This is a genomic window from Gammaproteobacteria bacterium, assembly GCA_016705365.1.
Lineage (GTDB): Bacteria > Pseudomonadota > Gammaproteobacteria > Pseudomonadales > UBA5518 > UBA5518.
Genome location: JADIYI010000009.1, coordinates 59,311 through 82,710, shown reverse-complemented (window position 1 = coordinate 82,710; position 23,400 = coordinate 59,311). Strand labels below are relative to the sequence as shown.

Annotated in this window: 22 protein-coding genes and 2 pseudogenes; 16 read left to right on the top strand and 8 right to left on the bottom strand. The window is 64.7% G+C overall.

What is annotated here, in order from left to right:
- Positions 1 to 2: 2 nt before the first annotated feature.
- From IPF49_18525 to ribB, 3 genes are read right to left on the bottom strand one after another with little or no spacing between them, the layout of a single operon-like run.
- Positions 3 to 857, bottom strand: coding sequence for an HDOD domain-containing protein (locus IPF49_18525; GenBank protein MBK6289584.1), 855 nt, complete (start codon positions 855 to 857; stop codon positions 3 to 5).
- Positions 858 to 885: 28 nt separating this feature from the next.
- A complete protein-coding gene (locus IPF49_18520) occupies positions 886 to 1,986 on the bottom strand; it encodes a Zn-dependent alcohol dehydrogenase (GenBank protein ID MBK6289583.1) in 1,101 nt (366 codons plus the stop codon).
- Positions 1,987 to 2,033: 47 nt separating this feature from the next.
- The gene (ribB, locus tag IPF49_18515) at positions 2,034 to 3,182 is read right to left on the bottom strand and encodes a 3,4-dihydroxy-2-butanone-4-phosphate synthase (GenBank protein ID MBK6289582.1); all 1,149 of its coding nucleotides are present in this window, start codon (positions 3,180 to 3,182) and stop codon (positions 2,034 to 2,036) included.
- 160 nt (positions 3,183 to 3,342) lie between these two features.
- Between ribB and IPF49_18510 the strand changes: the two genes are divergently transcribed.
- From IPF49_18510 to IPF49_18495, 4 genes and pseudogenes are all read left to right on the top strand, one after another.
- A complete protein-coding gene (locus IPF49_18510) occupies positions 3,343 to 3,918 on the top strand; it encodes a 2-oxoacid:acceptor oxidoreductase family protein (GenBank protein MBK6289581.1) in 576 nt (191 codons plus the stop codon).
- A complete protein-coding gene (gene porA / locus IPF49_18505; protein ID MBK6289580.1) occupies positions 3,902 to 5,074 on the top strand; it encodes a pyruvate ferredoxin oxidoreductase in 1,173 nt (390 codons plus the stop codon). Before IPF49_18510 ends, porA begins: the two co-directional genes overlap by 17 nt.
- A gap of 1 nt (position 5,075) precedes the next feature.
- Positions 5,076 to 6,133: pseudogene (locus IPF49_18500) on the top strand (pyruvate ferredoxin oxidoreductase).
- 23 nt (positions 6,134 to 6,156) lie between these two features.
- Positions 6,157 to 7,850 (top strand): annotated as a pseudogene (locus IPF49_18495) (FAD-dependent oxidoreductase).
- A 57-nt stretch (positions 7,851 to 7,907) separates the two neighbouring features.
- On the opposite strand, the gene IPF49_18490 reads toward IPF49_18495, so the two are convergent.
- The gene (locus IPF49_18490; protein MBK6289579.1) at positions 7,908 to 8,333 is read right to left on the bottom strand and encodes a hypothetical protein; all 426 of its coding nucleotides are present in this window, start codon (positions 8,331 to 8,333) and stop codon (positions 7,908 to 7,910) included.
- 144 nt (positions 8,334 to 8,477) lie between these two features.
- Here IPF49_18490 and IPF49_18485 point away from each other — a divergent pair, with 144 nt between their 5' ends.
- The 3 genes from IPF49_18485 to IPF49_18475 all read left to right on the top strand — a co-directional run bounded on the left by IPF49_18485 (position 8,478) and on the right by IPF49_18475 (position 10,792).
- Positions 8,478 to 8,939 (top strand): MaoC family dehydratase, encoded by a 462-nt coding sequence (locus IPF49_18485; GenBank protein ID MBK6289578.1) that lies wholly within the window; start codon positions 8,478 to 8,480, stop codon positions 8,937 to 8,939.
- A gap of 240 nt (positions 8,940 to 9,179) precedes the next feature.
- The gene (locus IPF49_18480) at positions 9,180 to 9,650 is read left to right on the top strand and encodes an EVE domain-containing protein (protein MBK6289577.1); all 471 of its coding nucleotides are present in this window, start codon (positions 9,180 to 9,182) and stop codon (positions 9,648 to 9,650) included.
- A complete protein-coding gene (locus IPF49_18475) occupies positions 9,647 to 10,792 on the top strand; it encodes a patatin-like phospholipase family protein (GenBank protein MBK6289576.1) in 1,146 nt (381 codons plus the stop codon). Before IPF49_18480 ends, IPF49_18475 begins: the two co-directional genes overlap by 4 nt.
- Here IPF49_18475 and IPF49_18470 read toward each other — a convergent pair.
- Positions 10,770 to 11,894 carry a nitronate monooxygenase gene (locus tag IPF49_18470; GenBank protein MBK6289575.1) on the bottom strand — a complete coding sequence of 375 codons (1,125 nt, stop codon included), beginning with the start codon at positions 11,892 to 11,894 and terminating at the stop codon, positions 10,770 to 10,772. The genes IPF49_18475 and IPF49_18470 overlap by 23 nt on opposite strands.
- 171 nt (positions 11,895 to 12,065) lie before the next feature.
- Between IPF49_18470 and IPF49_18465 the strand changes: the two genes are divergently transcribed.
- Genes IPF49_18465 through IPF49_18455 form a run of 3 tightly spaced genes read left to right on the top strand, consistent with a single transcriptional unit; the run spans position 12,066 to position 13,838 of the window.
- Positions 12,066 to 12,557, top strand: coding sequence for an LEA type 2 family protein (locus tag IPF49_18465; protein ID MBK6289574.1), 492 nt, complete (start codon positions 12,066 to 12,068; stop codon positions 12,555 to 12,557).
- Positions 12,554 to 13,531 carry an SDR family NAD(P)-dependent oxidoreductase gene (locus tag IPF49_18460; GenBank protein ID MBK6289573.1) on the top strand — a complete coding sequence of 326 codons (978 nt, stop codon included), beginning with the start codon at positions 12,554 to 12,556 and terminating at the stop codon, positions 13,529 to 13,531. The genes IPF49_18465 and IPF49_18460 overlap by 4 nt, the downstream gene beginning before the upstream one ends.
- Complete coding sequence (locus IPF49_18455; protein ID MBK6289572.1) at positions 13,524 to 13,838, top strand: DUF3301 domain-containing protein; 315 nt, start codon at positions 13,524 to 13,526, stop codon at positions 13,836 to 13,838. The genes IPF49_18460 and IPF49_18455 overlap by 8 nt, the downstream gene beginning before the upstream one ends.
- Before the next feature lie 159 nt (positions 13,839 to 13,997).
- On the opposite strand, the gene IPF49_18450 is transcribed toward IPF49_18455, so the two are convergent.
- Together IPF49_18450 and IPF49_18445 are read right to left on the bottom strand one after the other, a co-directional pair.
- On the bottom strand, positions 13,998 to 15,386 hold the full coding sequence (locus tag IPF49_18450) for a DUF1254 domain-containing protein (GenBank protein ID MBK6289571.1): 1,389 nt from the start codon (positions 15,384 to 15,386) through the stop codon (positions 13,998 to 14,000).
- A 94-nt stretch (positions 15,387 to 15,480) separates the two neighbouring features.
- Positions 15,481 to 16,041: an HNH endonuclease gene (locus tag IPF49_18445; GenBank protein ID MBK6289570.1), complete on the bottom strand. Its 561-nt coding sequence runs from the start codon at positions 16,039 to 16,041 to the stop codon at positions 15,481 to 15,483.
- Positions 16,042 to 16,182: 141 nt separating this feature from the next.
- Here IPF49_18445 and IPF49_18440 point away from each other — a divergent pair, with 141 nt between their 5' ends.
- Entirely contained in the window at positions 16,183 to 17,343 is a 1,161-nt protein-coding gene (locus tag IPF49_18440) for a tetratricopeptide repeat protein (protein ID MBK6289569.1), read from the top strand.
- Between the two features lie 89 nt (positions 17,344 to 17,432).
- Positions 17,433 to 18,416 (top strand): zinc-dependent alcohol dehydrogenase family protein, encoded by a 984-nt coding sequence (locus IPF49_18435; GenBank protein ID MBK6289568.1) that lies wholly within the window; start codon positions 17,433 to 17,435, stop codon positions 18,414 to 18,416.
- Between the two features lie 102 nt (positions 18,417 to 18,518).
- On the opposite strand, the gene IPF49_18430 is transcribed toward IPF49_18435, so the two are convergent.
- Complete coding sequence (locus IPF49_18430) at positions 18,519 to 18,989, bottom strand: hypothetical protein (GenBank protein ID MBK6289567.1); 471 nt, start codon at positions 18,987 to 18,989, stop codon at positions 18,519 to 18,521.
- A 337-nt stretch (positions 18,990 to 19,326) separates the two neighbouring features.
- On the opposite strand from IPF49_18430, the gene IPF49_18425 reads away from it, so the two are divergent.
- The 4 genes from IPF49_18425 (at position 19,327) to guaB (ending at position 23,360) form a co-directional block, all read left to right on the top strand.
- Positions 19,327 to 20,352 carry a phosphotransferase family protein gene (locus tag IPF49_18425; GenBank protein MBK6289566.1) on the top strand — a complete coding sequence of 342 codons (1,026 nt, stop codon included), beginning with the start codon at positions 19,327 to 19,329 and terminating at the stop codon, positions 20,350 to 20,352.
- A gap of 31 nt (positions 20,353 to 20,383) precedes the next feature.
- Entirely contained in the window at positions 20,384 to 21,148 is a 765-nt protein-coding gene (locus IPF49_18420; GenBank protein ID MBK6289565.1) for an SDR family oxidoreductase, read from the top strand.
- Between the two features lie 8 nt (positions 21,149 to 21,156).
- On the top strand, positions 21,157 to 21,801 hold the full coding sequence (gene msrA / locus IPF49_18415; GenBank protein ID MBK6289564.1) for a peptide-methionine (S)-S-oxide reductase MsrA: 645 nt from the start codon (positions 21,157 to 21,159) through the stop codon (positions 21,799 to 21,801).
- 92 nt (positions 21,802 to 21,893) lie between these two features.
- Positions 21,894 to 23,360 carry an IMP dehydrogenase gene (gene guaB, locus IPF49_18410; GenBank protein ID MBK6289563.1) on the top strand — a complete coding sequence of 489 codons (1,467 nt, stop codon included), beginning with the start codon at positions 21,894 to 21,896 and terminating at the stop codon, positions 23,358 to 23,360.
- The last annotated feature ends 40 nt before the right edge of the window (positions 23,361 to 23,400 follow it).

Here is a 23,400-nt window from a genome sequence, read left to right as displayed (position 1 = left end):
TCTCAGGCCGCACGCCGCGGAAGCAGCAACTCCAGGGTTTCGGCCAGTGGTGCCTGCGAGGCGGCGCTCACCTGTGCCAACGCTTGGGGACCGAGGCCGGCAAGCTGCAGCGCAATCGCGTCGAGGGGTGCCACGAAAGGCAGGCTGTGAGCTTGCGCATCGCCGCTTGCCACCACGTGTTGCGCGAGGTTCACGAGCGCGGTTTCGCGCGGAAACTGGCGCGCACTCCCGGGGTCGGCATGCAGACGGCAGATTTCCTGCAGGCTTTCCGGGAACCGCCACGCCTGCATCAGTGCGGCGCCGACTTCGCAGTAATCGAAGCCGAGCAGTTCCTTTTCGATGGCCCGCAACGGGCGCGACTGCTCCCGTGACTGGACCATCGCGGCGAGCGCTTGCTGGGGTATGCGCAGATACATCACCAGGTGCCCGATATCGTGCAGCAGTCCGCTGACGAACAGCCGTTCGCTGTCGAAGATACCGCACTCCTCGGCCAGCATTCGTGCCAGGATACCGGTATGGATACTGCGCCGCCAGAACCTCGTCATATCCATCTCGGTCACCCGCAAACCGTTGAAGGTGCTGATCACCGAGGTGGCAAGCACCAGGTCGTGGAGCCGCGATATGCCCATCAGGTTGATTGCCAGCGAGATGGTTTCAACCTTGCGGCTCAGCCCGAAGAAGGCGCTGTTGGCCACCTGCAGCACGCGCGCGACGAGGCCAGGATCATTCTGCACGGCGCGCGTGAAATCCTCGACCGAGCTGTGCGGATCGCGCATCAGACCCTGGATATGCAGATAGGCTTCGGGCAGGCTGACCAGTTCGCGGATATCTGCCACCAGCGCGTGCGCAGTCGTCATCACGCCCTCCGGCTGTCCTGACCGTTGGCTAGATCGAGATCACCGTGCGTATGCCCCGGCCCGCCGCGAGATCCGCGAAGCCCTCGTTGATCTCTGCCAGCGGGCGGCGCGATGTCACCATGCTCCCGAGATCGAGTTGTCCGCTTCGCCACAGCGCGACCAGACGCGGAATATCGCGCGGGGAGTTGCAACTCCCGAGCAGACACCCGCACAGCTTTTTTTCGGTCGAGGCGAAGATTACCACGTTGTTGATCGTGACATTCTCCTCCAACGGTGGTGCGCCTACGCACACGGTCGTGCCTCCCGAGCGGGTCAGCGCCAGGCAGCTCTCTATCAGCGCGGCGCGTCCCGCGGTCTCGAACGCGTAATCGACCCCGATGTTCGCGGTCAGACGCATGATCTCGGTACCCAGATCCTGGGCAAGCGGGTCAATGGTATGGGTCGCGCCGAAGGCGTGCGCCGCCTCGCGCCGTGCGGCGATCGGATCGGAGGCGACTACCAGCGAGGCACCGGCAATGCGCGCGCCCTGCACGGTCGCAAGCCCGACGCCGCCCAGGCCCTGTATCAGCACGGTGGCTCCTGCTTCGACATTCGCGGTATTCAGTACCGCGCCGACGCCGGTTTGCACCGCGCAGCCGATCACGCAGGCGATATCGAGCGGCACATCGGCATCCACCTTGATGGCACCGGCGGCAGGTGTGATCACGTACTCGGCCAGCGCACCGAGACCGACGCCGCGCAGGATGGCTTGGCCGCCGCGTGACAGGCCGGTTTGGCCGTCGGGCAAAGCGGAAGTCGCAAGACCCATGCCGTTCACGCACAGGCTGTGCTGGTTGCGCAGGCAGAAATAGCATGATCCGCAGGGCGGCAAGGGACTGAGGACGACCGGATCGCCCGGCGCGAGATGAGTAACGCCGGCACCCACCGAATCGATGATCCCGGAGGCCTCGTGCCCCAGTATGATCGGACCCGCGGCCGGGAAAGCGCCGCTCACCACGCTGTAGTCGGAATGACACAAACCACAGTAATGCACGCGCACGCGTACCTCTCCGGCACGCGGCGCGATGATCTCCACGTCATGGTGCACCACGATCGGTTTGCCGACGGATTCCAGTACTGCCGCTCTCATCGATTCGTCCTCGAAAGATACCAACGTAGTTGAAGCACGACCATCATCTAACAGGAACCGGCAGGCGATTGCCGCTCGCGGGTGTTTTCGATGAACTCGGTGATTTCGAGGTTGAATCCCGAGATGGCGCTGAAGCGGGTGGGCGAGCTGAGCAGGCGCATGTGGTGCACGCCGAGATCCTTCAGTATCTGCGAGCCGGTGCCGTTTACGCGCCAGAAGTGATGTCCCTTCTCGCTCGGCGTGCCGCGCGCTTGCGGTACATCCGGAAATATCTCGATCTGCGCTGCCAGGTCCTCGGGTGATTCGCTTCGCGTCACCAGCACCACGACGCCGCTTCCCTCACGCTCTATACGGCGCATCGCATCGTTCAGTGACCAGCTGCGCGCCATGCCGGGGCGCTCGGTCTGGAAGATGTCGCGCAGCAAGTTCAGCACATGCACGCGCACCAGGGTCGGTTCGACCGGATCGATCTCGCCCTTGACCAGCGAGAAATGCAGCGTGCCATCGATCAGGTCGCGATAGCTGATCAGGCGAAAACGTCCGAAGGCGGTGTCGATTTCCCTTTCATGTTTTCGGGCCACAGTCTGGTCGTGCAGGGCGCGGTAGGCGATCAGGTCGGCGATGGTGCCGATGCGCAGTTCGTGGCGCGCGGCAAATTCCTCGAGCTGGGGCCGACGTGCCATCGTGCCGTCCTCGTTGACGATCTCCACGATCAGTGCCGCCGATTCGAAACCGGCGAGCCGTGCCAGATCACATCCGGCCTCGGTGTGTCCGGCGCGCGTCAGTACCCCGCCGGGTTTCGCGACCAGCGGAAAGATGTGGCCGGGCTGCACGATGTCGGTGGGCACCGCATCACGCGCGATCGCGGCCCGTACGGTGGCCGCGCGGCCCGCGGAGGTGATGCCGGCGGCGGGCAATACCGCGGCGTCGATGGAGACGGTGAAATTGGTCTCGTGCTGCGACTGGTTCTTTTGCACCATCAGCGGCAGTGCCAGCCGTCGTGCGCGCTCCTCGGTGATCGGCAGACAGATCAGGCCGCAGGCATGGGAGGCAAAAAAGGTGATGTGCTCCGCGGTTACGGCCTCCGCGGCGATGATCAGATCGCCTTCGTTCTCGCGATCCTCGTCGTCCATCAGGATCACCATCCGGCCGAGGCGAATGTCGTCGATGATGTCCTGGATTGCACTGATCGGCATGGCGAAGTCGAATGATGAGGGCGCAGCGGCCATCTTAGGCAGTTTGGGTCCCCAGTGCCAGCGGCTCCACGATCGGTGCAGGACATGATTTCCATCAATGCGCGAGCGGCTGCACTCGCCGACGATACCCGCTCGGATGGATTCTGGCAGGTGCAGTTCGATGCTGGAGATACGCATTCACGGCCGCGGCGGGCAGGGCAATGTGGTTGCCGCCTACCTGCTGGCCGATGCGGCATGCCGCGCGCGGCGCCATTGTCAGGCGTTTCCGGCTTTTGGTGCCGAGCGCCGCGGTGCGCCGGTCACGGCGTTCGTGCGTATCGCCAGACGGCCGATCAAACGACGCGATGCGGTGAAGTCGCCGGCGTTCCTGATCGTGCAGGATGCAACCCTGCTGCACGAGCCCGAACTCGTTGCCGGGCTGTGCCCCGGTGGCGGTATCCTGCTGAATACGCCGTTGAGCGCACGGGAGGTCCGCGCCCGTCACGGACTCGAGGTTGTCACGCTCGCGGCCAGCCAGTTGGCCGAGCAGCATCTCGGGCGGCGCCTGCCGAATGTCGCATTGCTTGCCGCTTTCAACCGACTTACCGGGTTGCTGCCCGCGCGGGCGCTGGAGGAGGCGCTTGCGGCGCGGTTCAGGAGCAGCGTGCTGGAACAGAATCTTGCCCTGGCCAGCAGTGCGGCGGCAGGGGTCGAGGCGGGTTTATGGAAGGAGCAGGCACGTGCGTCGGGCGCTTGAGGGTTCGCAGGCAGTAGCACGCACCGTGGCGTTGTGCCGCCCCGGGGTGATCGCGGCCTATCCGATCACGCCGCAGACCCACATCGTGGAGCATATTTCCGCACTGGTCGCCGACGGCGAACTGGATGCGGAGCTGATCAGCGTGGAGAGCGAGTTCTCGGCGGCCTCGGTGGTGCTGGGAGCGGCGGCCGCCGGCTCGCGGGCCTACACGGCCAGCTCCTCGCAGGGCATCCTGCTGATGGCCGAGGTACTCTACAACATCGCCGGGCTGCGCATTCCGCTGGTTCTCAGCTGTGCCAATCGTGCGGTTGGCGCGCCGCTGTCGATCTGGAACGATCAGCAGGATTCGATGGCAGTGCGCGATGCGGGCTGGATCCAGCTCTACTGCGTGGACAATCAGCAGGCCGTCGACAGCACCGTGCAGGCATTCCGCATCGCCGAGCAGACCGAGTTGCCGGTCATGGTGTGCATGGACGGCTTTACGCTCACCCACACCATGGAAATCGTCGACTTGCCCACCCAGGCCGAAGTCGACGACTACCTGCCTCCGTATCACTTCGCGCGCATGCTGGACAGCGCGCAACCGCGCACTCTCGGCACCTTCGTCGCACCGGAGTACTACAGCGAAACACGCCATGCGCAGCACGTCGCGCTCGAACGCGCGCTCGCGGTCGTGGAACAGGCGGACCGGGAGTGGAAGAAAGCAGTGGGCCGCAGCGCCGGTGGGCTCATCGAGCAGGTCGGCAGGCGCGATGCCGGGATCGCGGTACTGACCATCGGTTCGGTCGGCGGGACCTTTGCGGAGGCGCTCGATCAGTGTCCGCCCGCCGCGCCGGTCAAGTTGTTGCGGCTGCGCTGCTTCCGGCCGTTTCCGGTCGCGGCGTTGCGCAAGGCCTGCCGTGGTGTGAGTGAGCTGATCGTGGTCGAGCGGGCGCTGTCGCCGGGCATGGGTGGAATTATCGGCACCGAGGTGCGCGCGGTATTCGCAGGCGTCGACGACGCGCCGCGGGTGCACAATGTCGCGGTCGGTCTGGGTGGGCGCGATGTGCCGCCGGAAATGCTGGCGCGCCTGGTCGAGGCCGCTCGCGCGGGAAAATTGCCCACGTTCGGCATCTTCGACCTGCAACCCGAAAAGCTGCCGCCGGAGGACCGTTGAGATGGACCAGCAGGCGCGTGCGCGAATTGCCGAACTGCGGGCGAAATTCGATCGGCCGCTGGCCGATGATGGCGATGCGCAGGCGCGGCACGAGCGCATCGATATCCGCGCCGCGCAGCCGCGTTACCAGGGGCTAGAGTCCGGTCACCGTGCCTGTCAGGGTTGCGGCGAGGCGCTGGCCGCGCGGCTGGTTACGGAAGCGGCCGGGCACGACGTGATGATTGCCAATGCCACCGGCTGCCTGGAGGTGTTCACCACGCCGTGGCCGCAGTCGGCCTGGCGCATGCCGTGGATGCATTCGCTGTTCGAGAATGCAGCGGCGATTGCCGCCGGTATGGAAGCGGCGCTGAAACACCAGGGAAAATCCACCAAGGTGCTGGCTTTCGGCGGCGATGGCGGCACCTTCGACATCGGTTTCCAGGCGCTCTCGGGCATGCTCGAACGCCAGCACGACGTGCTCTACGTCTGTTATGACAACGAAGCCTACATGAACACCGGCGTGCAGCGCTCGAGCTCCACGCCACATGCGGCGCGCACCACCACGTCGCCGCCCGGGCGTGAACGCATGGGCAAGCGTCACCTCAAGAAAGACCTGCTCTCGATCATCGGTGCACACCACATACCTTATGCCGCCAGCGCCTCGGTGGCCTATCCGCGCGATCTGCAGCGCAAGGTGCGACGCGCGATGGCGATCGAGGGCCGACCTTTCTGCTGGTGCATTCCCCGTGTCCGCTGGGATGGGGGCACGCCGCCTCATTGACGGTGGAGGTCGGGCGCTTGGCGGTGCAGAGCGGCCTGTTTCCGCTGATCGAGCTCGAGCGCGGTGCCGTAACCGGTGTCATGCCGTTGCGCACGCCGCGCCCGGTCAGCGATTACCTCGCCCTGCAGACGCGTTTCCGGCATCTGTTCGGCGACGATCCGCGCGCACTCGAGGAGCGTGAGCACCTGCAGGCGCTGGCCGACCACAACATTGCCATCTACGGTCTCGCCGCCGAACAGGCGGACCCCGCGGATGCCGATGGCGCGGATACGGTATGCCGTGGCGGGGTGGTGTCGTGAGCGCCCGCGACGCCAACTCGGACGTGAAAAAAATGAGCCGCGGCGCCTGGGCCGAACCCGGAACCTCGCTCGGCTACAGGACCGGAAGCTGGCGCGAGGAGCGGCCGGTGCATGTGCACGCGGCGGCGCCCTGTCATGTCGCCTGTCCGGCCGGCGAGGATCCCCAGGCATGGATCGCAGGCATGCAGAATGGCGACGATCACGGCGCCTGGTGCGAACTGGTGCGCGTCAACCCGATGCCGGCCATCACCGGCCGGGTCTGCCCGCATCCCTGCGAGAGTCGCTGTAACCGCGGCCACTACGACGAGTCCATCGGTATTCACAACCTCGAGCGCCACCTGGGCGATGCCGCATTGGCGGCAGGATGGGAGTACCCCGGAATCGCGGTATTGGCAGCGGATGCGCCGCGGGTGGCGATCGTCGGCGCGGGTCCGGCCGGCATTGCGGCTGCCTATCATCTGCGCCGCCGGGGCCTGGCAGCGGTGATATTCGATGCCTTGCCGGAAGCCGGCGGGCTGATGCGCTCCGCGATCCCCATGACCCGCTTGCCGCGTGCGGTTCTCGATGCGGAACTCGAACGGATCCTTGCGCTGGGTATCGAGTTGCGCACGCGTCAGACGCTCGGCCGCCATATCAGCCTTGACGAACTGGTGCAGGACCATGCGGCGGTATTCCTGGCACCGGGCTGCCAGCGCTCCAGGCCATGGGACGTGCAGGGCGTGGTGCCGGCGGCGTGTCGCGACGGGCTCGATCTGCTCAAGGAATGGATAGATGTGGGCGAGGTCCCGGCGGCGCGGCGGGTGGTGGTCCACGGGGGCGGCAATACCGCGATGGACATCGCACGGGTCATGAAGCGTCATGGAGCCGAAGAAGTGCACCTCGTGACTGCTTCCGGCTTGCCCGGTCCGGAAACGGCAGCCGATGATGTGCTGAACGTGGTGCCGCGCGAACTGGTCGAGGGAATCGAGGAGGGCATCGTGTTGCATCCGCATGCCACGTTGCAGCGCTTGTTGCTGCGCGGTTCGCGGGTGGTGGGGGTCGAGATGGTCAGCCTGCGCAAACTGGCACGCGCGGACGGTCGCAAGGCGCGGGTGGCATTCGAGGGACCGAGCGCATTCTGCAGGCGGACATGGTCATTCCGTGCATCGGCGAGCAGGTCGACCCGGCGGGGCTCGGCGCCCTGGTGGACGCTTCCGGTTTTCTCCGGGTGAACGAACGCGGGAGCTTCGCCGGCAACGAGCGTGTTTTCGCGGGTGGCGATGCGCGTGGCGATCGTGGCACGGTGGCGGCTGCGATCGGCGACGGCCGGCGTGCGGCGCGGGAAATCCACCAATTGCTGGATGGCAGCGCGCCGGTGGCGCGGTCGCCACGCCGGGAGCTGCCGTTCGCGGAGCTCAACCTCGCCTATTTCGAGAGTGCGCCGGCCCGGCGTGCCTCATCGCTGGCGGTGAGCGAGCGCAGTGATCACGCGGAAATCGAATCCGGCCTGGATGCCAGCGCGGCCCGCCACGAAGCCGCCCGTTGCTTTTCCTGTGGTAATTGCCTGGCCTGCGACAACTGCTGGAACCTGTGTCCGGACAATGCGGTGATAAAGACCGCGCGCGTCGCCGGTGACGGATCGCACTATGTGTTCGATTACGATTACTGCAAGGGGTGCGGCTTGTGTGCGCGCGAGTGTCCGGCTGGATTCATCGCGATGGTCGAGGAACCGCTGTGATTCGCGCCGCCGCCCCCATGCCCGCGCCATGCGCGGCCCTGGGCCCGACGACGAAGCTCAACGGGTGGGAAGATCCAGCAGCAGGGTGAATTGCCTGATGGCACGCCCGCTGGGCCAGCGTACTTCCAGTACCAGTTCGACAAGAGGCTCGTTGATGACTCGCTCGGTGCTCAGTTCGACGCTCGCATTGCCCTTGGTGTCGACCACCAGTTCGTAGCGTACCGGTGCCGCGTTCACGGCTTGTTCGACCCCGAGGTCACGGTAATCCGAATCCGGGGCACGCCCGACGATCAATTCATCCCGTGACAGCGATCCGAGATTGCCGAGCGCCACGCTCGCGCGCAATGGCTCGCCGAGCATCGAGTGCAGATTGACTTCACCGATGCTGAGTGCCTGCGCCATCGTGGTTGCGCACAGCGCGGCCACGAACAGCAGCAGCCGGCAGCCAACGCCACGCGTGTTACGGACTTTTAGCAGGGACATGAGCAAAACCTCCCGTGCCGGACTGGGCAGTGCTCAGGAGTATAGGCGTGCACATGGGATGCCGCCACCGGGCGGGATTGGCGAGGGCGCTTTGCGCGGGGTTACACTGGTGATCGTCAACAACCGGAAATGGAGACATTGCGAATGACCATGGTTTTCGATCGCCCCGGCGATCTGCTGGGCAAGGAAGGGACGACGCTCGGGCCGAGTGAGTGGCTGCCGATCACCCAGGAACGGGTGAACCTGTTTGCGGATGCCACCGGCGACCACCAGTGGATTCACGTCGACCCCGAGCGTGCCCGCAGCGGCCCCTACGGTGCCTGCATCGCGCATGGCTACCTGACGCTGTCGCTGGTGAACCTGTTCCTGCCACAGTTATTGCGCGTCGACGGCGTGCGCATGGGTGTCAATTACGGTGTCGACAAGGTGCGGTTTCCGGCTGCCGTCGTCGTCGGTTCGCGTATTCGCGGGCACGGCGAGATCGTGGCGGCCGAAGAGGTGAAAGGCGCGGTGCAGCTGATCGTGCGGGTCAGCGTCGAGATCGAAGGCGGCGAGCGGCCTGCCTGCGTGGTCGACACCATCAGCCGGTTTTTCCCGGACGAGTAGGGTTCGGACCCGAGCGGTCCGGCCTGCGGGTAGCCCGCGCGCGGCCCTGGGTTTGCCGCGCAGTCTCCAGGCTTCACTCGACGCAGATTTCCCGGGTGGCGTAATCCAGTGCCGCACGGTATCGACGGCGGATACCGTGAACAGCGCGCACTGCCGGCGTGGACTAGACTGCAATCGAGTCGGGACGTGGAGTGTGGCGACGATGCGAATGCTCGATCACAACGCCGGCATGAGCGCGCCTTGAACGTCTGGCTGCTGAAAACGGAGCCCGCGGAGTGCAGCATCGAGGACATACGCGATGCGCGCGGCGGCAGCATGCGCTGGGACGGGATACGCAATTACCAGGCGAGGAATTTCCTGCGCGATGCGGTGCGCTCCGGTGATCACTGTCTGATATATCACTCCGGTATACGCGAACCGGCGGTGGTCGGCTGTGCCGAAGTGGTACGCGCCGGCTATCCCGATCCGGCCCAGTTCCAGGCCGCTACCCCGTTGTTCGACGCGGCGGCGCGGCCGGATGCACCGCGCTGGTACTGCATCGATATCCGCTATCGTGAGCACTTCGTTCGTCCGGTCAGCATTGGCGTGATCAGGAGCGAAGCGGGTCTGCAAGCCATGCTGCTGCTGAAGCAGGGGCGGCTGTCGGTACAACCGGTGACGGCCCGGGAGTATGCAATCATCCGCCGTCTTGCGCGGGGCAAGGGGCCATGACGACAGCGCTGATACTCTCCGGCGGCGGGGCAAGGGCAGCCTACCAGGTCGGGGTGATGCGCGGCGTGATGGAGGCCTACGGGCAGGACCGGTTTCCGTTCGAGGTGGTTTGCGGAACCTCAGCCGGGGCGATCAATGCCGTTTTCATGGCGGCGAATGCGCATCGTCCCCGCGAGGGAATCGAGACGCTCTATCGCGCCTGGCGCGGCATCACGGCCAGCGATGTCTACGATCCGCGCTGGCGTGCGGTGCTGGGCAACCTGCTGCGGATCCTCACCACCCCGTTTCGCTCGAGCACGCGCGGCGCTCCGACCTCGATGCTGGACAACACGCCGTTGCGTGGCATGTTGACCAGCTGGCTCGATTTCGAGACCGCCAGTGCCAACCTCAAGGCCGGCTATTTGCAGAACCTGTGTATCACCGCGATGGATTACTCGAGCGGGGCATCGGTGGCCTTTTACGACGGCGGGCACGCGACACCGTGGGACCGGCTCTATCGTCACGGCGTGAAAACCACGCTGGAGCTCGACCACGTGATGGCATCCGCGGCGATCCCGATCCTGTTCCCGGCGCAGCGCATCGGCGAATCGTTCTATGGCGACGGGGCCTTGCGCCAGTTGCATCCGATAAGCCCGGCACTGAAGTTCGGCGCCACGCGGCTGTTCATCATCGGGGTGTCGGCACCGGTCGAGGATCAGCCGCACATGATCGAGCGCCGCCGCCCGAGCATCGGGCAGATGGCGGGGCATCTGCTCAACCGGGAATTCATCGACAATCTGGAGGCCGACATCGAGCTGGCGCGGCGCTTCAACACCTTCTCGATGGAGCTGCCGGCCGAGGCGCGCGAGCGCATTGGCACGCAGCATATCGAAACCTTCGTGATCACGCCGTCGGCGCACTTCAGCGAGATTGCGGTCGATTACCTCGCCAAGCAGCCGCGTTCGCTGCAGTTGTTGTTCCGCCTGCTCGGCACCACGCCACGCGGGGCGGGTGCGAGTTTTGCGAGCTATCTCATGTTCGACGGCGGTTTCTGCTCGCGCTTGATGGATCTCGGTTACCAGGATGCGCTGGCCGAGCGCGAGCAGGTCCGGCGCTTTCTCGAAGCACCGGGCGTGCCTCTCACTCCGCCATCAGCCCATTGAGGCGCTCTAGCGCATCCACGTATTCCTCCATCAGGCGCTGCACCACGCCACGGCTGGTCTCCACGTGGTGGATCTGTCCGACCACCTGTCCGATCGGATGAAAAGCCACCTTGCGCGTGTCGCCGGTGGCGATATAGCGGTGGGTACGACGCATCCCGTCAGCGCTGACCAGGCCCTGCAGCGGCATGCCGAGCGGTTTCGGTGTCCCGGGCGCGGCCCAGGCATCGGTCCAGTCATTGCGTAACATGCGAGCCGGTTTGCCGGTCCACGAGGGCGAGCGCACGGTGTCCTCGCTGGTCGCCTGGAAGTAGCACTCCTTCTCCTCCGGCTCGGCGGCGGCTTCGGCCACGCTCAGCCACAGCGAGCCGGTCCATGCACCGGCCGCGCCCATCGCGAGCGCCGCGGCTACCTGCCTGCCGTTGCCGATGCCGCCTGCCGCGAGCACCGGTGTCGGGGCGACGGCATCGATGATTTGCGGCCACAATACGATGCTGCCGATTTCGCCGGTATGACCACCGCCTTCGGATCCCTGTGCGATCACGATATCGACGCCTGCCGCCTTGTGCTGCCTGGCTTGCTTCACCTTGCCGCACAGCGCGGCCACCAGGCGACCGCTGGCATGGATGCGGTCGATGATTTCCTTGGGCGGCGTACCGAGCGCGTTGGCGATGAGCTTGACCTTGGGGCGCTTGAGCGCTTCCTCGAGCAAGGGCGATGCGGTGGCTTCGGTCCAGCCGAGCAACCCCATGCGGTCCTCCTGGTCGGGCCACTCCGGAACGCCGTGCTCGCGCAGCAGGCGCGCGGCAAAATCACGGTGCTCCTGTGGCACCATGGATTCCAGCTGTTGCTCCAGTTCGGCGGGGTCGATGTTGCCGATGCCTTCATATTTCTGCGGGATCACGATATCCACCGCGTATGGCAGATCCCCGATATGGGCGTCGATCCAGTCGAGCTCCTCACGCAGCTTGTCGGGCGAGAAGCCAACCGCGCCGAGTACCCCCAAGCCCCCGGCCTTGCTGACTTCCACCACGACGTCGCGGCAATGGGTAAACGCGAAAATCGGAATCTCGATGCCGAGTTGCTTGCAGAGTTCGGTGCGCATATGAACCTCGTCAGGGGCTGGGTTTGTGGCAATCATGGTACCCGACCCGCATGCCCGCAATGGTGATGCGGCTCATTGGCTCGTGACGAATGCAGTCAACCCGCAGCGGCGGGTTGCCCGGATGACGCCGCTGACCCTACACTCCGCGAGGTCCCCGGGAGATCGAGAGCGATGGCTGAAATCCTGAGAAGCGTTTGTCTGCCGATCGTCGTGCTGCTGCTGGCAGGCTGTGCCGGCGTATTCACGCCGATCGAGGAGCCGGGGGTCAGCATCGTCTCGGTGAAGGTGTTGCCGGCCTCGGGGATCGAGCAGCGCATCGAGGTTGGCCTGCGGGTGATGAATCCGAACTCCTCTGCGCTGGCAGCGCGCGGACTGGTGGTCAACGTCGGTTTCAACGACCTGGAACTCTTGCGCGGCGTCGCGGCAAACCCCCCGCCGGTGCCCGCATATTCGGAGGTGGAGATGACGGTGGTCCTGTCGGCAAGCCTGTTGAACGGCATGCGCCTGGTGAGCAGGTTGATGGAACGTCCCGACGAGCCCCTGCAGTATCGACTCGAAGCGCGGCTCGATCTGGGTGCGCCGTTCTGGCAGCACATCACCGTGCTGGAGCAGGGCGAAATCTCCGGGCGTCACCCGGTATCCGCACCCGGGAGCACGCGGTGAGCACGGCAGCGCCGAACGGCGCGGAGCGCACCACGGACGAGGTCCTGCAGGGGCTGGATCTCGGCGCCGTCACGGCGCTGGTCACCGGCGCCACCGGGGGGCTTGGGCTGGAAACCGCACGCGCGCTGGCCGCGCATGGCGCGAGTGTCACGCTGGCCGGTCGCGGGGAGTCGCGCCTGCAGCAGGCCGCACAGGGCATCGTCGCGAGTAGCGGCAACGCGCGCGTCGACTGGCTCGAAATCGACCTCGGATCGATGAGCAGCGTGCGCGCCGCGACAGGTCGCTTTTGTTCCACGCACGAACGGCTCAACCTGCTGATCAACAACGCCGGCGTGATGGCGAGTCCGCTCGCGTACTCGGCGGATGGACACGAGATGCAGTTCGCGGTGTGTCATCTGGGGCATTTTCTGCTGAGCGCGCTGTTGGTGCCGATGCTGGTGCGCAGCGCTCCCTCGCGCGTGGTGAATCTCAGTTCGGCTGGCCACAAGCTCTCGGATGTGCATTTTGACGATGTCGATTTCCGTCGCCGCCCCTATGAGAAATGGCAGGCTTATGGTCAGGCGAAGACCGCCAATATCCTGTTTTCGGTCGCGCTGAACCGGCGCCTGGCGGACCTCGGCGTGAGCGTGAACGCGGTGCACCCGGGGGCGATCGCCAGCACCGGCCTGGGTCGGCACCTGCAGGCGGAGGATTACGCCCTGTTGCGGGCGCGGGCCGGGAGTGCCGGCGGATACTCGTTCAAGACTCTGGAGCAGGGTGCAGCGACCACGGTGTGGGCTGCTACCGATCCGGCGCTGGGTACCCGCGGCGGCTTGTATCTCGAGGATTGCGGTGTGGCCGAAGCGAACGACGATCCCGCGGCAATGGTCGGCGGATACCGTTCGTACGCGCGCGATCCGACGGCGGCCGAGCAACTGTGGGCATTGTCGGAAAAGCTGGTGGGCGAGCGGTTTGCGTGGGGCGTCGATGCTTGAGCAGCTGTTGCTGGCAACGTTGGTGGCCGCGATCGGATGGCTGTTTTACGACGGCATCCGGGTACGCGAGATGGCTTTGCGCGCCGGGCGCGAATATTGTCGCAACGTGGACCTGCAGATGCTCGACGAGACCGTGAGTCGCCAGCGCATCAGCCTGTGTCGTGCGTCCGATGGGCAGCTGCGCATCAAGCGCTGCTTCAGCTTCGAATTCACCAGCGATGGCGAGCGTCGCTACCGTGGCGAGATCACCACCCATGGTGCGCTGGTGCTCGGAGTACAGGTGGAGATGCACCGGATACTGCACTGAGTTCAGGACGGCGCCTCGACCCTGATCACGGCATGCTCGCCGGCGGGGGGAGGCGGAACTGCCATCGCGCGCCGGGGCGCCTCCGACAGCAGTGCGCGTGCGTCGCCCGGCACCGGCGCCGCGTCGTCTGTCAGCGGCAGTGGATCTACCGGAAACGCATCAATGTGGCAACGGCAACGGCACCGGTGGCGGCGCCTTCCATGTGCCTTCGCGGATTGCGTCTTCGGGCTGGTAGGCGCGGAACGTGAGGATGAACGGGGCTTGCGGCACCGGCAGCCAATTGGACTCGCGCTCGGGCCCCGGTGATTCGTGCTGGATGTCGATCGTGAAGCCGTCGTCGGCATCGCGCACCAGGGTAGGCACCAACGGGCTATTGATCGCGTAGCGCTGCAGAGGATTGGCGTATAACAGGCGCTCCTGCGTGTACACAGTGATCGACCAGAATGCACCCACCGGCGGCATCCGATCGGGCTCGAAATGGATCCGGTAGCGCTTGTTGCCATCGAAGGGATTACCCTCGGCGTCGGCAGGGTATCCGATTCCCAGGAATTCCTCGGCCGAGTTGCCGAGAATGCCGAGCATCGCGCCCGCGGCGCGGGAGAGGTAATCGCGACCAATGAATTCCCGTGAACCGAAAATTTCGGCCGAGGAACGCACCTTCGCAGCGCGCTGCTGGATCTCGGCATGCCCCTCCTCCATACCGGCGATCACGGTCGCCCGTGGGCCGTCGTCGGGCCGAAAACGCTGCCCCGCACCGATGCCGGTCCCGGCGATGTCACGGCGCAACTCGACCTCCTCGGGCAGTACCGGCATGAATTGCAGCATCCAGTTCAGGATGTCGAAAAAAGCGGGGTCCGTCGGAGTCTTGCGCACGTTGATGGCGGTGATTGGCGCGGGCATCGGTTGCGGTGCGGGCGCGTTGGGGTCTCCCATGTACGTGGAGAGCGGACGCACGACGATACTGTTCTGCAGGCGATGGACGTTCGGCAGGTCATCGGGATTCAGCAACTGGATGCGGAAAAAACCCAGCGCGAGATCCGTCGGCGAACGAAACACCTTGCGGATTCCAGGCGGAGCCTCCCCTTGCCAGGCTTCTCGCGCCACCAGGAAATCGCCGCCGCCATATCCGTTGGTGCGTGGTGTGACGTAACCGACAATCCAGGTGTACAGGTCGCTGATCTGCAGCGAGAGATAGCGGTTGCTTTCGAAAGGCGGCACGGTGATCACTACCGGCTCGGCACGCAGGTCCAGCCAGGCGTAGGAGTACGGAGTATCCAGGTTGGGCGCGACGACCACCTTGTCTTGCGGCGTACCGACGTGGCGCACATGCCCCACGTGATTCAGCGGGGCCTTGAATTCCGCCGACGATGGATCGAGTGTCTGACTGCGCAGGATGCTGTACAGGTCGACCATCGGATAGCCCCAGATATACGCCGCCCGCGCGAGTTCGCGCACCCGCTCGGGAGCCGGCCCGTCAGACGCCGATGCGAGCGAGGCTGTGAACCCCAGCAGACAGGCGAGTACGCCACTGGCAAGACGAAAATTCATGCGCTTTACTCCGGGTTACCCGTCCCACTTCGCGGTTCGGTCGTCACATCAGCGTGGCGATTGCGTCGCAGCTACCGGCTTCCGTGCCCAGGGATCAGTTCCAGCGCGAGTGCGGGGAAAATTGCGAGCGCAGGAATTCCATCTGATCGCCACGGATGCGATCGCTGTTGATCAGCGCGAGCCACTCGGCGGTGTTGGGTTGATAGGGGATGGCCAGCATCTCCATGGTGGCTTCCTCGGGCAGGCGGTTGCCCTTGCGCTGGTTGCAGCGCTTGCAGGCTGCCACGACATTGGTCCATGAATCGCGTCCGCCGCGGGATTTCGGCACGATATGGTCGCGGGTGAGCTCGCGTTCGCCGAGCTTGATGCCGCAGTACATGCACACATGCAGGTCGCGCCGGAACAATGCGCGGTTGGTGAGCGGAGGAACCGTACGCGGTTTGAACACGACGTGACCCGAGCAGGCCACGATGCTGTGCAAGGCTATGGAGGATTGCAGGCCCGACAGGCGCGAAACGCCTCCGAGCACCGTGCGAACAGTGTCACCAAGGGTCCAGGCAACCATTTCGCGAGCGTAGAGGCAGGTGGCTTCCTGCCAGCTCAACCACTGCACGGGTTGACCGCCGATATTGAGACGCAGGATGCGCGGGTTCATCGGTTCAGCCCCGCGCCATCGAGAGTCGATGATTCCAGGTATGGAAAGGCGTTATCCTCCTGAAAGGGCGCGCTCTGACAGGCGCACCTCCGGTGGCTCAAAGTAACCGCAGAATCACGCGGTTTTCAACAGGTTTTTGCCGTGCCCGGGGAAAATGGCGAAAAAACCGGCAATCCGAGGCTCGAGGCAACTGCGCTCCTCGTCTCACTGGGCGTTGTGCTGGTGATGTTCCTGGGAGGGTGTGCGGCGCGGCAGCCACCGGCGCTGCTCGATGTGCCGGCGTTCGCTGGCGACGCGGGCACGACCGAGCTTCCCGCCGCAGAGCAGTTTCTCGCGATCGATGACGACATGCGCGCGCTCGTGACCGCCCGCCTGGGCCGGGTGCGCGATCCCCTCGATCGGCTGCAGCGGCTTTCCAGGCTGCTGCTCGATCCGGAGCAGTTGGGTATCCGCTACGATTCCGAGTTGACCCTGCCCGCACGCGAAGCGTATCGACAACGGGCAGCGAACTGCCTTTCGTTCAGTGCTCTGCTGGTGGCAATGGCGCGTGAGGCCGGGCTCGACGCCCGCTTCCAGGACGTGCCCGTACTTCCCACCTGGCGTCTTGCCGGGCGTGTGTTCCTGGTGGAGCGCCACGTCAATACGCTGGTACGGGTGGCCAGTCGCAAGTTCGTGGTCGATTTCCGGCCGCCCGATGCGGCGTCCTGGAGCCGCGCGAAAATCATCGGCGACGCCAATGCGATCGCGCAGTATTTTGGCAATCTCGGCGTCGAGCAGCTCACGGACGACAATCCCGGCACGGCGTATCGCTTGTTTCGTCGGGGCCTGGAAGTCGATCCGCGAGCCGCCTCGCTGTGGATCAATATCGGCGTGGCGCTGGCCAGAAACGGCCAGCTGCAGGAAGCCGGGCAGAGCTATCGCCAGGCGCTCGCGCTCGATCCGCGCAATCTCTCGGCGCTCGGTAACCTCGCGGGCGTGGCCGAGTTGCAGGGCGAACGGGAACAAGCGAGCGCGCTGCGTGCGCGGGTCGAGCGTTTGCGTCGCAAGAATCCCTATTTCATGTATGCACAGGGCGAGTATTACCTGCACAGCGGCGAGTATCCGCAGGCTCTCGCGGCGTTCCGCGCGGCGGTACGCAAAGCACCGAAGGAAGGGGATTTCCACTTTGCCCTGGCGCGCGTCTATCGCGCGCTCGGGGACACGAAGCTGGCCGCGCGGAGTTACGGCGCCGCGCTCGAGCGGGCAGCGAGCGACAGCGTCCGGCAGCGTTACCGGGCGCGGTACGAGGCGGGCGCCGATTGAGCTGCAGCGAGCGTCGGGACCGCTTGATGCGGATCAATCCGGGCAGCGCGCGGGAAGGGTATCGTTCTGACATGGACAGGAAAACGAAAATGCGCGCAATGGTGTTGCACGCTCCAGGGGAGCGTCTGCAAGCCTGCGAGGTCGCGATCCCGGTACCCGCTCCCGCGCAGCTGCTGTTGCGGATCCTGGCATGCGGCATATGCCGTACCGACCTGCATGTAGTCGACAACGATTTGCGCGAACCGCGCCTGCCACTGATACCCGGGCATCAGATCATTGGCTGTGTGGTGGCGCTCGGCAGCGCGGTGAGCGGATTCGCCATCGGTGACCGGGTCGGTGTTCCCTGGTTGGGGGGAAGCTGCGGGTGTTGTGCCTATTGCCGTCGCGGCGAGGAAAATCTTTGCGATGAGGCGCTCTACACCGGTTATCAGATTGATGGTGGATTCGCGGAATATTGCGTTGCCGACGCACACTACTGTTTTGCGATTCCGGACAAGCTCGACAGTGTGCAGGCAGCTCCGCTGCTGTGCGCCGGCCTCATCGGCTATCGCGCATACCGGCCGGTGCAATCGGCACAGCGCCTGGGGTTCTACGGCTTCGGAGCGGCAGCGCATATTCTGGTGCAGATAGCCTGCGCCCACGGTCAGGAAGTTTATGCCTTTACCCGCGAAGGCGATCACGAGGCGCAGGCGTTCGCGCGGCGGCTCGGAGCTCGTTGGGCGGCGGGTTGCGAGTGCGCACCGCCCTGCGAACTCGATGCCGCGATCATTTTCGCCCCGGCGGGTGAACTGCTGCCCCTCGCGCTGCGCGCGGTGCGCAAGGGCGGGAGAGTGGTCTGCGCCGGTATTCACATGAGCGATATCCCGTCATTCCCGTACGCATTGTTGTGGGGTGAGCGGCATATCCAGTCCATTGCCAACCTGACCCGGCGCGATGGCGAGGAGTTCCTGCCGCTGGCCGCGGCCTTGCCCGTGCGAACCGAAGTGCATGCCTACCGCCTGGAGCAGGCCAACGAGGCGCTGGATGATCTGCGCGAAGGGCGCTTCAGCGGAGCCGCGGTGCTCATACCCTGATCGAGAGCCCGCCTCGCGGGCGCCCTGTGCGCCCCGGAGCCTGGTCGCAAAGACAAAAAAAGCCACCCGGAGGTGGCTTTACCGGATTGAGAACCGATGGGATCAGGCGGCTTTCCTGACGCGGTTTTTCAGCTTGTTCACAACTTTGCGTACCTTGGCAACGCGGCCTTCCAGGTCGCTCCTGACGTCGATCTTGCCGACGCGCTTCTTGAGATCCTTGCTCAGATCCTTCTGCGCCTGTTCGAGATCGCGCTGCACGCGCTCGCCGCGCTTGACCAGTTCGCTCCACTGCTTCGGAGCGTCCTTGCGGGCCTTGCTCATGCGGGTGTTGACCTCGTCGTATACCTTGCCGCAGATGCCGAGCTGCACAAACGCGACTTCCTTCACGGTATCGCTTACCTTGTCGATCGAGATAGCCTGCTTGCGAGCCGCAGGCTTGTGCACGGGACGCTTGACGGCAGCAGACCTGGACGCTGCGGTCTTGCGGGTTGCGGCCTTGCGCGCCGGTGCCTTGCGGGTGCCTTTCGGGCGGCCGGGCTTGCGGGTGGTTTCGGTGCTTGCTACTTCTGCCATGATCATTCTCCTGAATGTGGTAACGGGGACGGTTCGCGTGAACCCGATTCGTTCACGATGGGTGCAGATTAGCGATCGCATTTAGAAATCGCATACTAGAAATTCGGGCACAACACAGCGTGCCGGGACTTTTTTCAGATGGCCGGCATTGCGCGATGCGGTCAATATGGAGACCTTGTTCGCGCTCGCCGCCGATCATCGGCGAATTCTCGCGATCAGCTCCGGCGGTGCAATGGCCGCGCTGCTCGGTGGGCGGCTGGAATGCGGTGCCGCATCTCGAAGGTCGCGGTCGCGATAATGCGATAACCTATGGCTGAATCGAGAGGAAAACGAACCGATGGGCAATGCACTGCAGAACCTTCCCCTTGAACGCCTGGGTTCTTGTCTGGAACGTGCAATTCCGGGTTTCCGTGGGCTGCGCGAGGCGCGCAAGTTTCCCGGCGGTCAATCGAACCCCACCTTCCTGCTGGAGGCTGCGAGTGGCCGTTATGTGTTGCGCCGCAAACCCCCGGGCGAACTGCTGAAATCGGCGCATGCCGTCGACCGGGAGTTCCGGGTGATCCGTGCCCTGGCCGGCAGCGCGGTACCGGTGCCGGCGGCGTTGTATCTTTGCGACGATGACAGCGTGATCGGGAGCATGTTCTATGTCATGGAGCACCTGGACGGGCGGGTGCTGTGGGAGCCGACATTGCCGGAACTGTCGAACGAACGGCGCGCGCGCGTTTACGATGAAATGAACCGTGTGCTCGTGGCGCTGCACCGCGTGGATCCGGTGGCAGCCGGGTTGGCCGATTTCGGACAGCCGGGAAACTACTACGCACGCCAGGTGAGCCGTTGGAGCAAGCAGTACCGGGCCGCGGAAACCACGCGTGTCGATGCGATGGAGAGACTCATGAGCTGGCTGGAAGCGAGGATTCCCGGCGATGACGGGCGCGTATCTCTGGTGCACGGAGATTATCGTCTCGACAACCTGATGTTTCATCCCGCGGAGGAGCGCATCATTGCGGTACTGGACTGGGAGCTCTCGACGCTGGGGCATCCCTATGCGGACCTTGCCTATCAGTGCATGCAGTGGCGCCTGCCGGCCGGGCAGGCGGCATTGCGCGGGCTTGGCGGCGTCGAGCGCGTGGCGCTCGGCATCCCCGATGAAAAGAGTTATGTCGCGAGTTACTGCGAGCGCATGGGCATTGACGATATCGGCGACTGGAATTTCTATCTGGCGGTCAGTTTTTTTCGTCTTGCCGCCATCTGCCAGGGCGTCTACAAGCGCGGCATCGACGGCAATGCCTCGAGCGCCGAGGCGCTACGCTACGGTGATGCGGCGCGCGCGATAGCGGCCGCCGGTTGCGCAGTGATCGATTGAACCGGACGAACCCGAACCAGGAGAAATTCCGATGCCGGATGCGATGTTTGATCTGAGTGGCAAGGTGGCGCTGGTCACCGGCGCGAGCCGCGGAATCGGTGAGTCGATCGCGCGCCTGCTGGCCAAGCACGGGGCACACGTGATCGTGTCGAGCCGCAAGCGTGCCGACTGTGCGGTGGTCGCCGCCTCGATCGTCGAGAGCGGTGGTTCGGCCGAGGCCGCGGCCTGTCATATCGGCAACCTGGAGGATATTGCGGCGATTTTTGCCCATATTCGTGCGGTCCACGGACGGCTCGACATCCTGGTGAACAACGCCGCGACCAACCCCTATTTCGGACATGTGCTCGATACCGATCCCGGTGCGTTCCAGAAGACCGTCGATGTGAACATCCGCGGTTACTTCTTCATGTCGGTGGAGGGTGCGCGCCTGATGCGTGAACATGGCGGCGGCTCGATCGTCAACACCGCATCGATCAACGGGCTGCAACCGTCACCGGGGCAGGCGATCTATTCGATCACCAAGGCGGCGGTGATCAACATGACGAAGGCGTTTGCCCGCGAGTGTGGCGAATTCAATATCCGCGTCAATGCGCTGCTGCCCGGCCTGACCAAGACCCGTTTTGCCGGAGCCCTGTTCGACAACCCGGAGATTCACCGTGAAATCATCGGACGCGTGCCCCTTGGCCGCCACGCGCTGCCCGACGAGATGGCCGGCACCGTTTTGTATCTGGTGTCCGCAGCGGCGAGCTATATCACCGGAGAGTGTATCGTGGTCGATGGCGGAGTGACGATCTAGGAGTAAACATGAAGGACGCAACCAGGATTTCGTTGCCGCAACCTTCCGCGGCGCTGCCGGGGCGGGAGCAGGAGATGCGGGTTCCGGCGCGGCATTTTGTGAACGGACATCCCCTGCGCGCACCCTTTCCGGCCGGCATGCAGTGCGCGGTGTTCGCACTGGGCTGCTTCTGGGGCGCCGAGCGCCGTTTCTGGCAGCAAACCGGCGTGTATTCGACAGCGGTCGGGTATACGGCGGGAGTGACGCCCAATCCCGATTATCGTGAGGTCTGCTCGGGCCGGACGGGTCATACGGAAGCAGTGCACGTCGTTTTCGATCCCGATTCCACCAGTTTCGGCGCGCTGCTCAAGGTTTTCTGGGAGAGTCATGACCCGACCCAGGGGATGCGCCAGGGCAACGACGTCGGCACCCAGTACCGCTCCGGTATCTACACCTTCGACGCGCAGCAATTGCAGGCGGCACTGCAGAGCCGCGAGGTCTACCAGGGCGCGCTGGTTGCGGCGGGATTCGGCGAGATCACCACCGAGATATGCGCGCTGGACACCTTTTACTATGCCGAGGAATACCATCAGCAGTACCTCGCCAAGAATCCCGCGGGTTACTGCGGTCTCGGTGGCACGCAGGTGAGTTGTCCTGTCGGTCTGAGCGGCTGAGTCCGGCCCCGTGACCGCGGGCTTTGTTTACCGCCACGGATGTGGCCCGTATAATGCCGCGCCTTGATCAAACAAGGCCATGCGGAGTCGCCATGCTGCGGGTACAGGAAGAAGCGCTGACCTTTGACGACGTACTGCTGATGCCCGGCGAGTCCGATGTCGTGGCCAAGGATGTGCGCCTCCAGACCCGCCTGACCCGCGAGATCACCCTCAATATTCCCCTGATGTCGGCGGCAATGGATACCGTCACGGAGTCCAAGCTGGCCATCGCCATTGCCCAGGAAGGCGGCATTGGCATTATCCACAAGAACATGACGCCGGAGCAGCAGGCCGACGAAGTGCGCGCGGTCAAGCGCTACGAGAGCGGCGTGGTGCGTGAGCCGGTCACCATTGTCTCGACCGCCACGATCCGCGAACTGATCCGGCTCACCATCGAAAAGAATTTTTCCGGGGTCCCGGTGCTCAACCGCAAGCGCGACCTGGTCGGCATAGTGACCAACAGGGATGTGCGGTTTGCCGAGAATTTGGATGATCCGGTTTCCACCATCATGACCCGCAAACGCGACCTCGTGACGGTTCGCGAGGGCACCGAACTGGCTGAAATCAAGAAGCTGCTGCATCGGCACCGGGTCGAGAAAGTATTGGTCGTCGATGACAATTTCCGGCTCTGCGGCATGGTCACGGCCAAGGATATCTTCAAGGCCGAGCGTTATCCCAGCGCTTGCAAGGATGCAGACGGCCGGCTGCGCGTGGGCGCTGCGGTGGGCGTTTCGGGTGGCACGGACGAGCGCGTGACGCGGCTGATCGAGGCCGGGGTGGATGTACTGGTCGTCGACACCGCGCACGGCCACTCGCGCAATGTGCGCAATACGGTGATGGCGATCAAGCGGGATTACCCCGCGATCCAGGTGATTGCCGGCAACGTGGCAACGGCCGAGGCCGCGAGGTATCTGCTCGATGCGGGCGTCGACGGGGTGAAGGTGGGCATCGGTCCGGGCTCGATCTGCACCACGCGTATCGTCACCGGCATCGGGGTGCCGCAGATCAGCGCGGTCGCGAATGTGGCGGCGGCGCTGGCTGACAGCGGGGTGCCGTTGATCGCCGATGGTGGTATCCGCTTCTCGGGCGATGTGGCAAAGGCGGTTGCCGCCGGCGCCTCGGTAGTGATGGTCGGCAGCATGCTTGCCGGCACCGAGGAGGCGCCCGGGGAAATCGAACTGTTCCAGGGACGCAGCTACAAGGCCTATCGCGGCATGGGCTCGCTTGGCGCGATGGCGGGCGGCTCGAGCGACCGCTATTTCCAGGATGCCGCCGACGGTGTGGAAAAGCTGGTTCCGGAGGGCATCGAAGGGCGTGTTCCGTACAAGGGCCCCATCTCCGCGATCGTGCATCAATTGATGGGTGGGCTGCGCGCGGCGATGGGTTATACCGGGAGTCCGGATATCGAGACCATGCGCACCCGCCCGAACTTCGTGCGCATCACCTCTGCCGGCATCCATGAAAGCCATGTGCACGACGTGAACATCACCAAGGAAGCGCCCAATTACCCGGTGCGCTGAATCAGTCTTGAAGTGTTCGTGCGGGGCTGTTGCAGCCCCG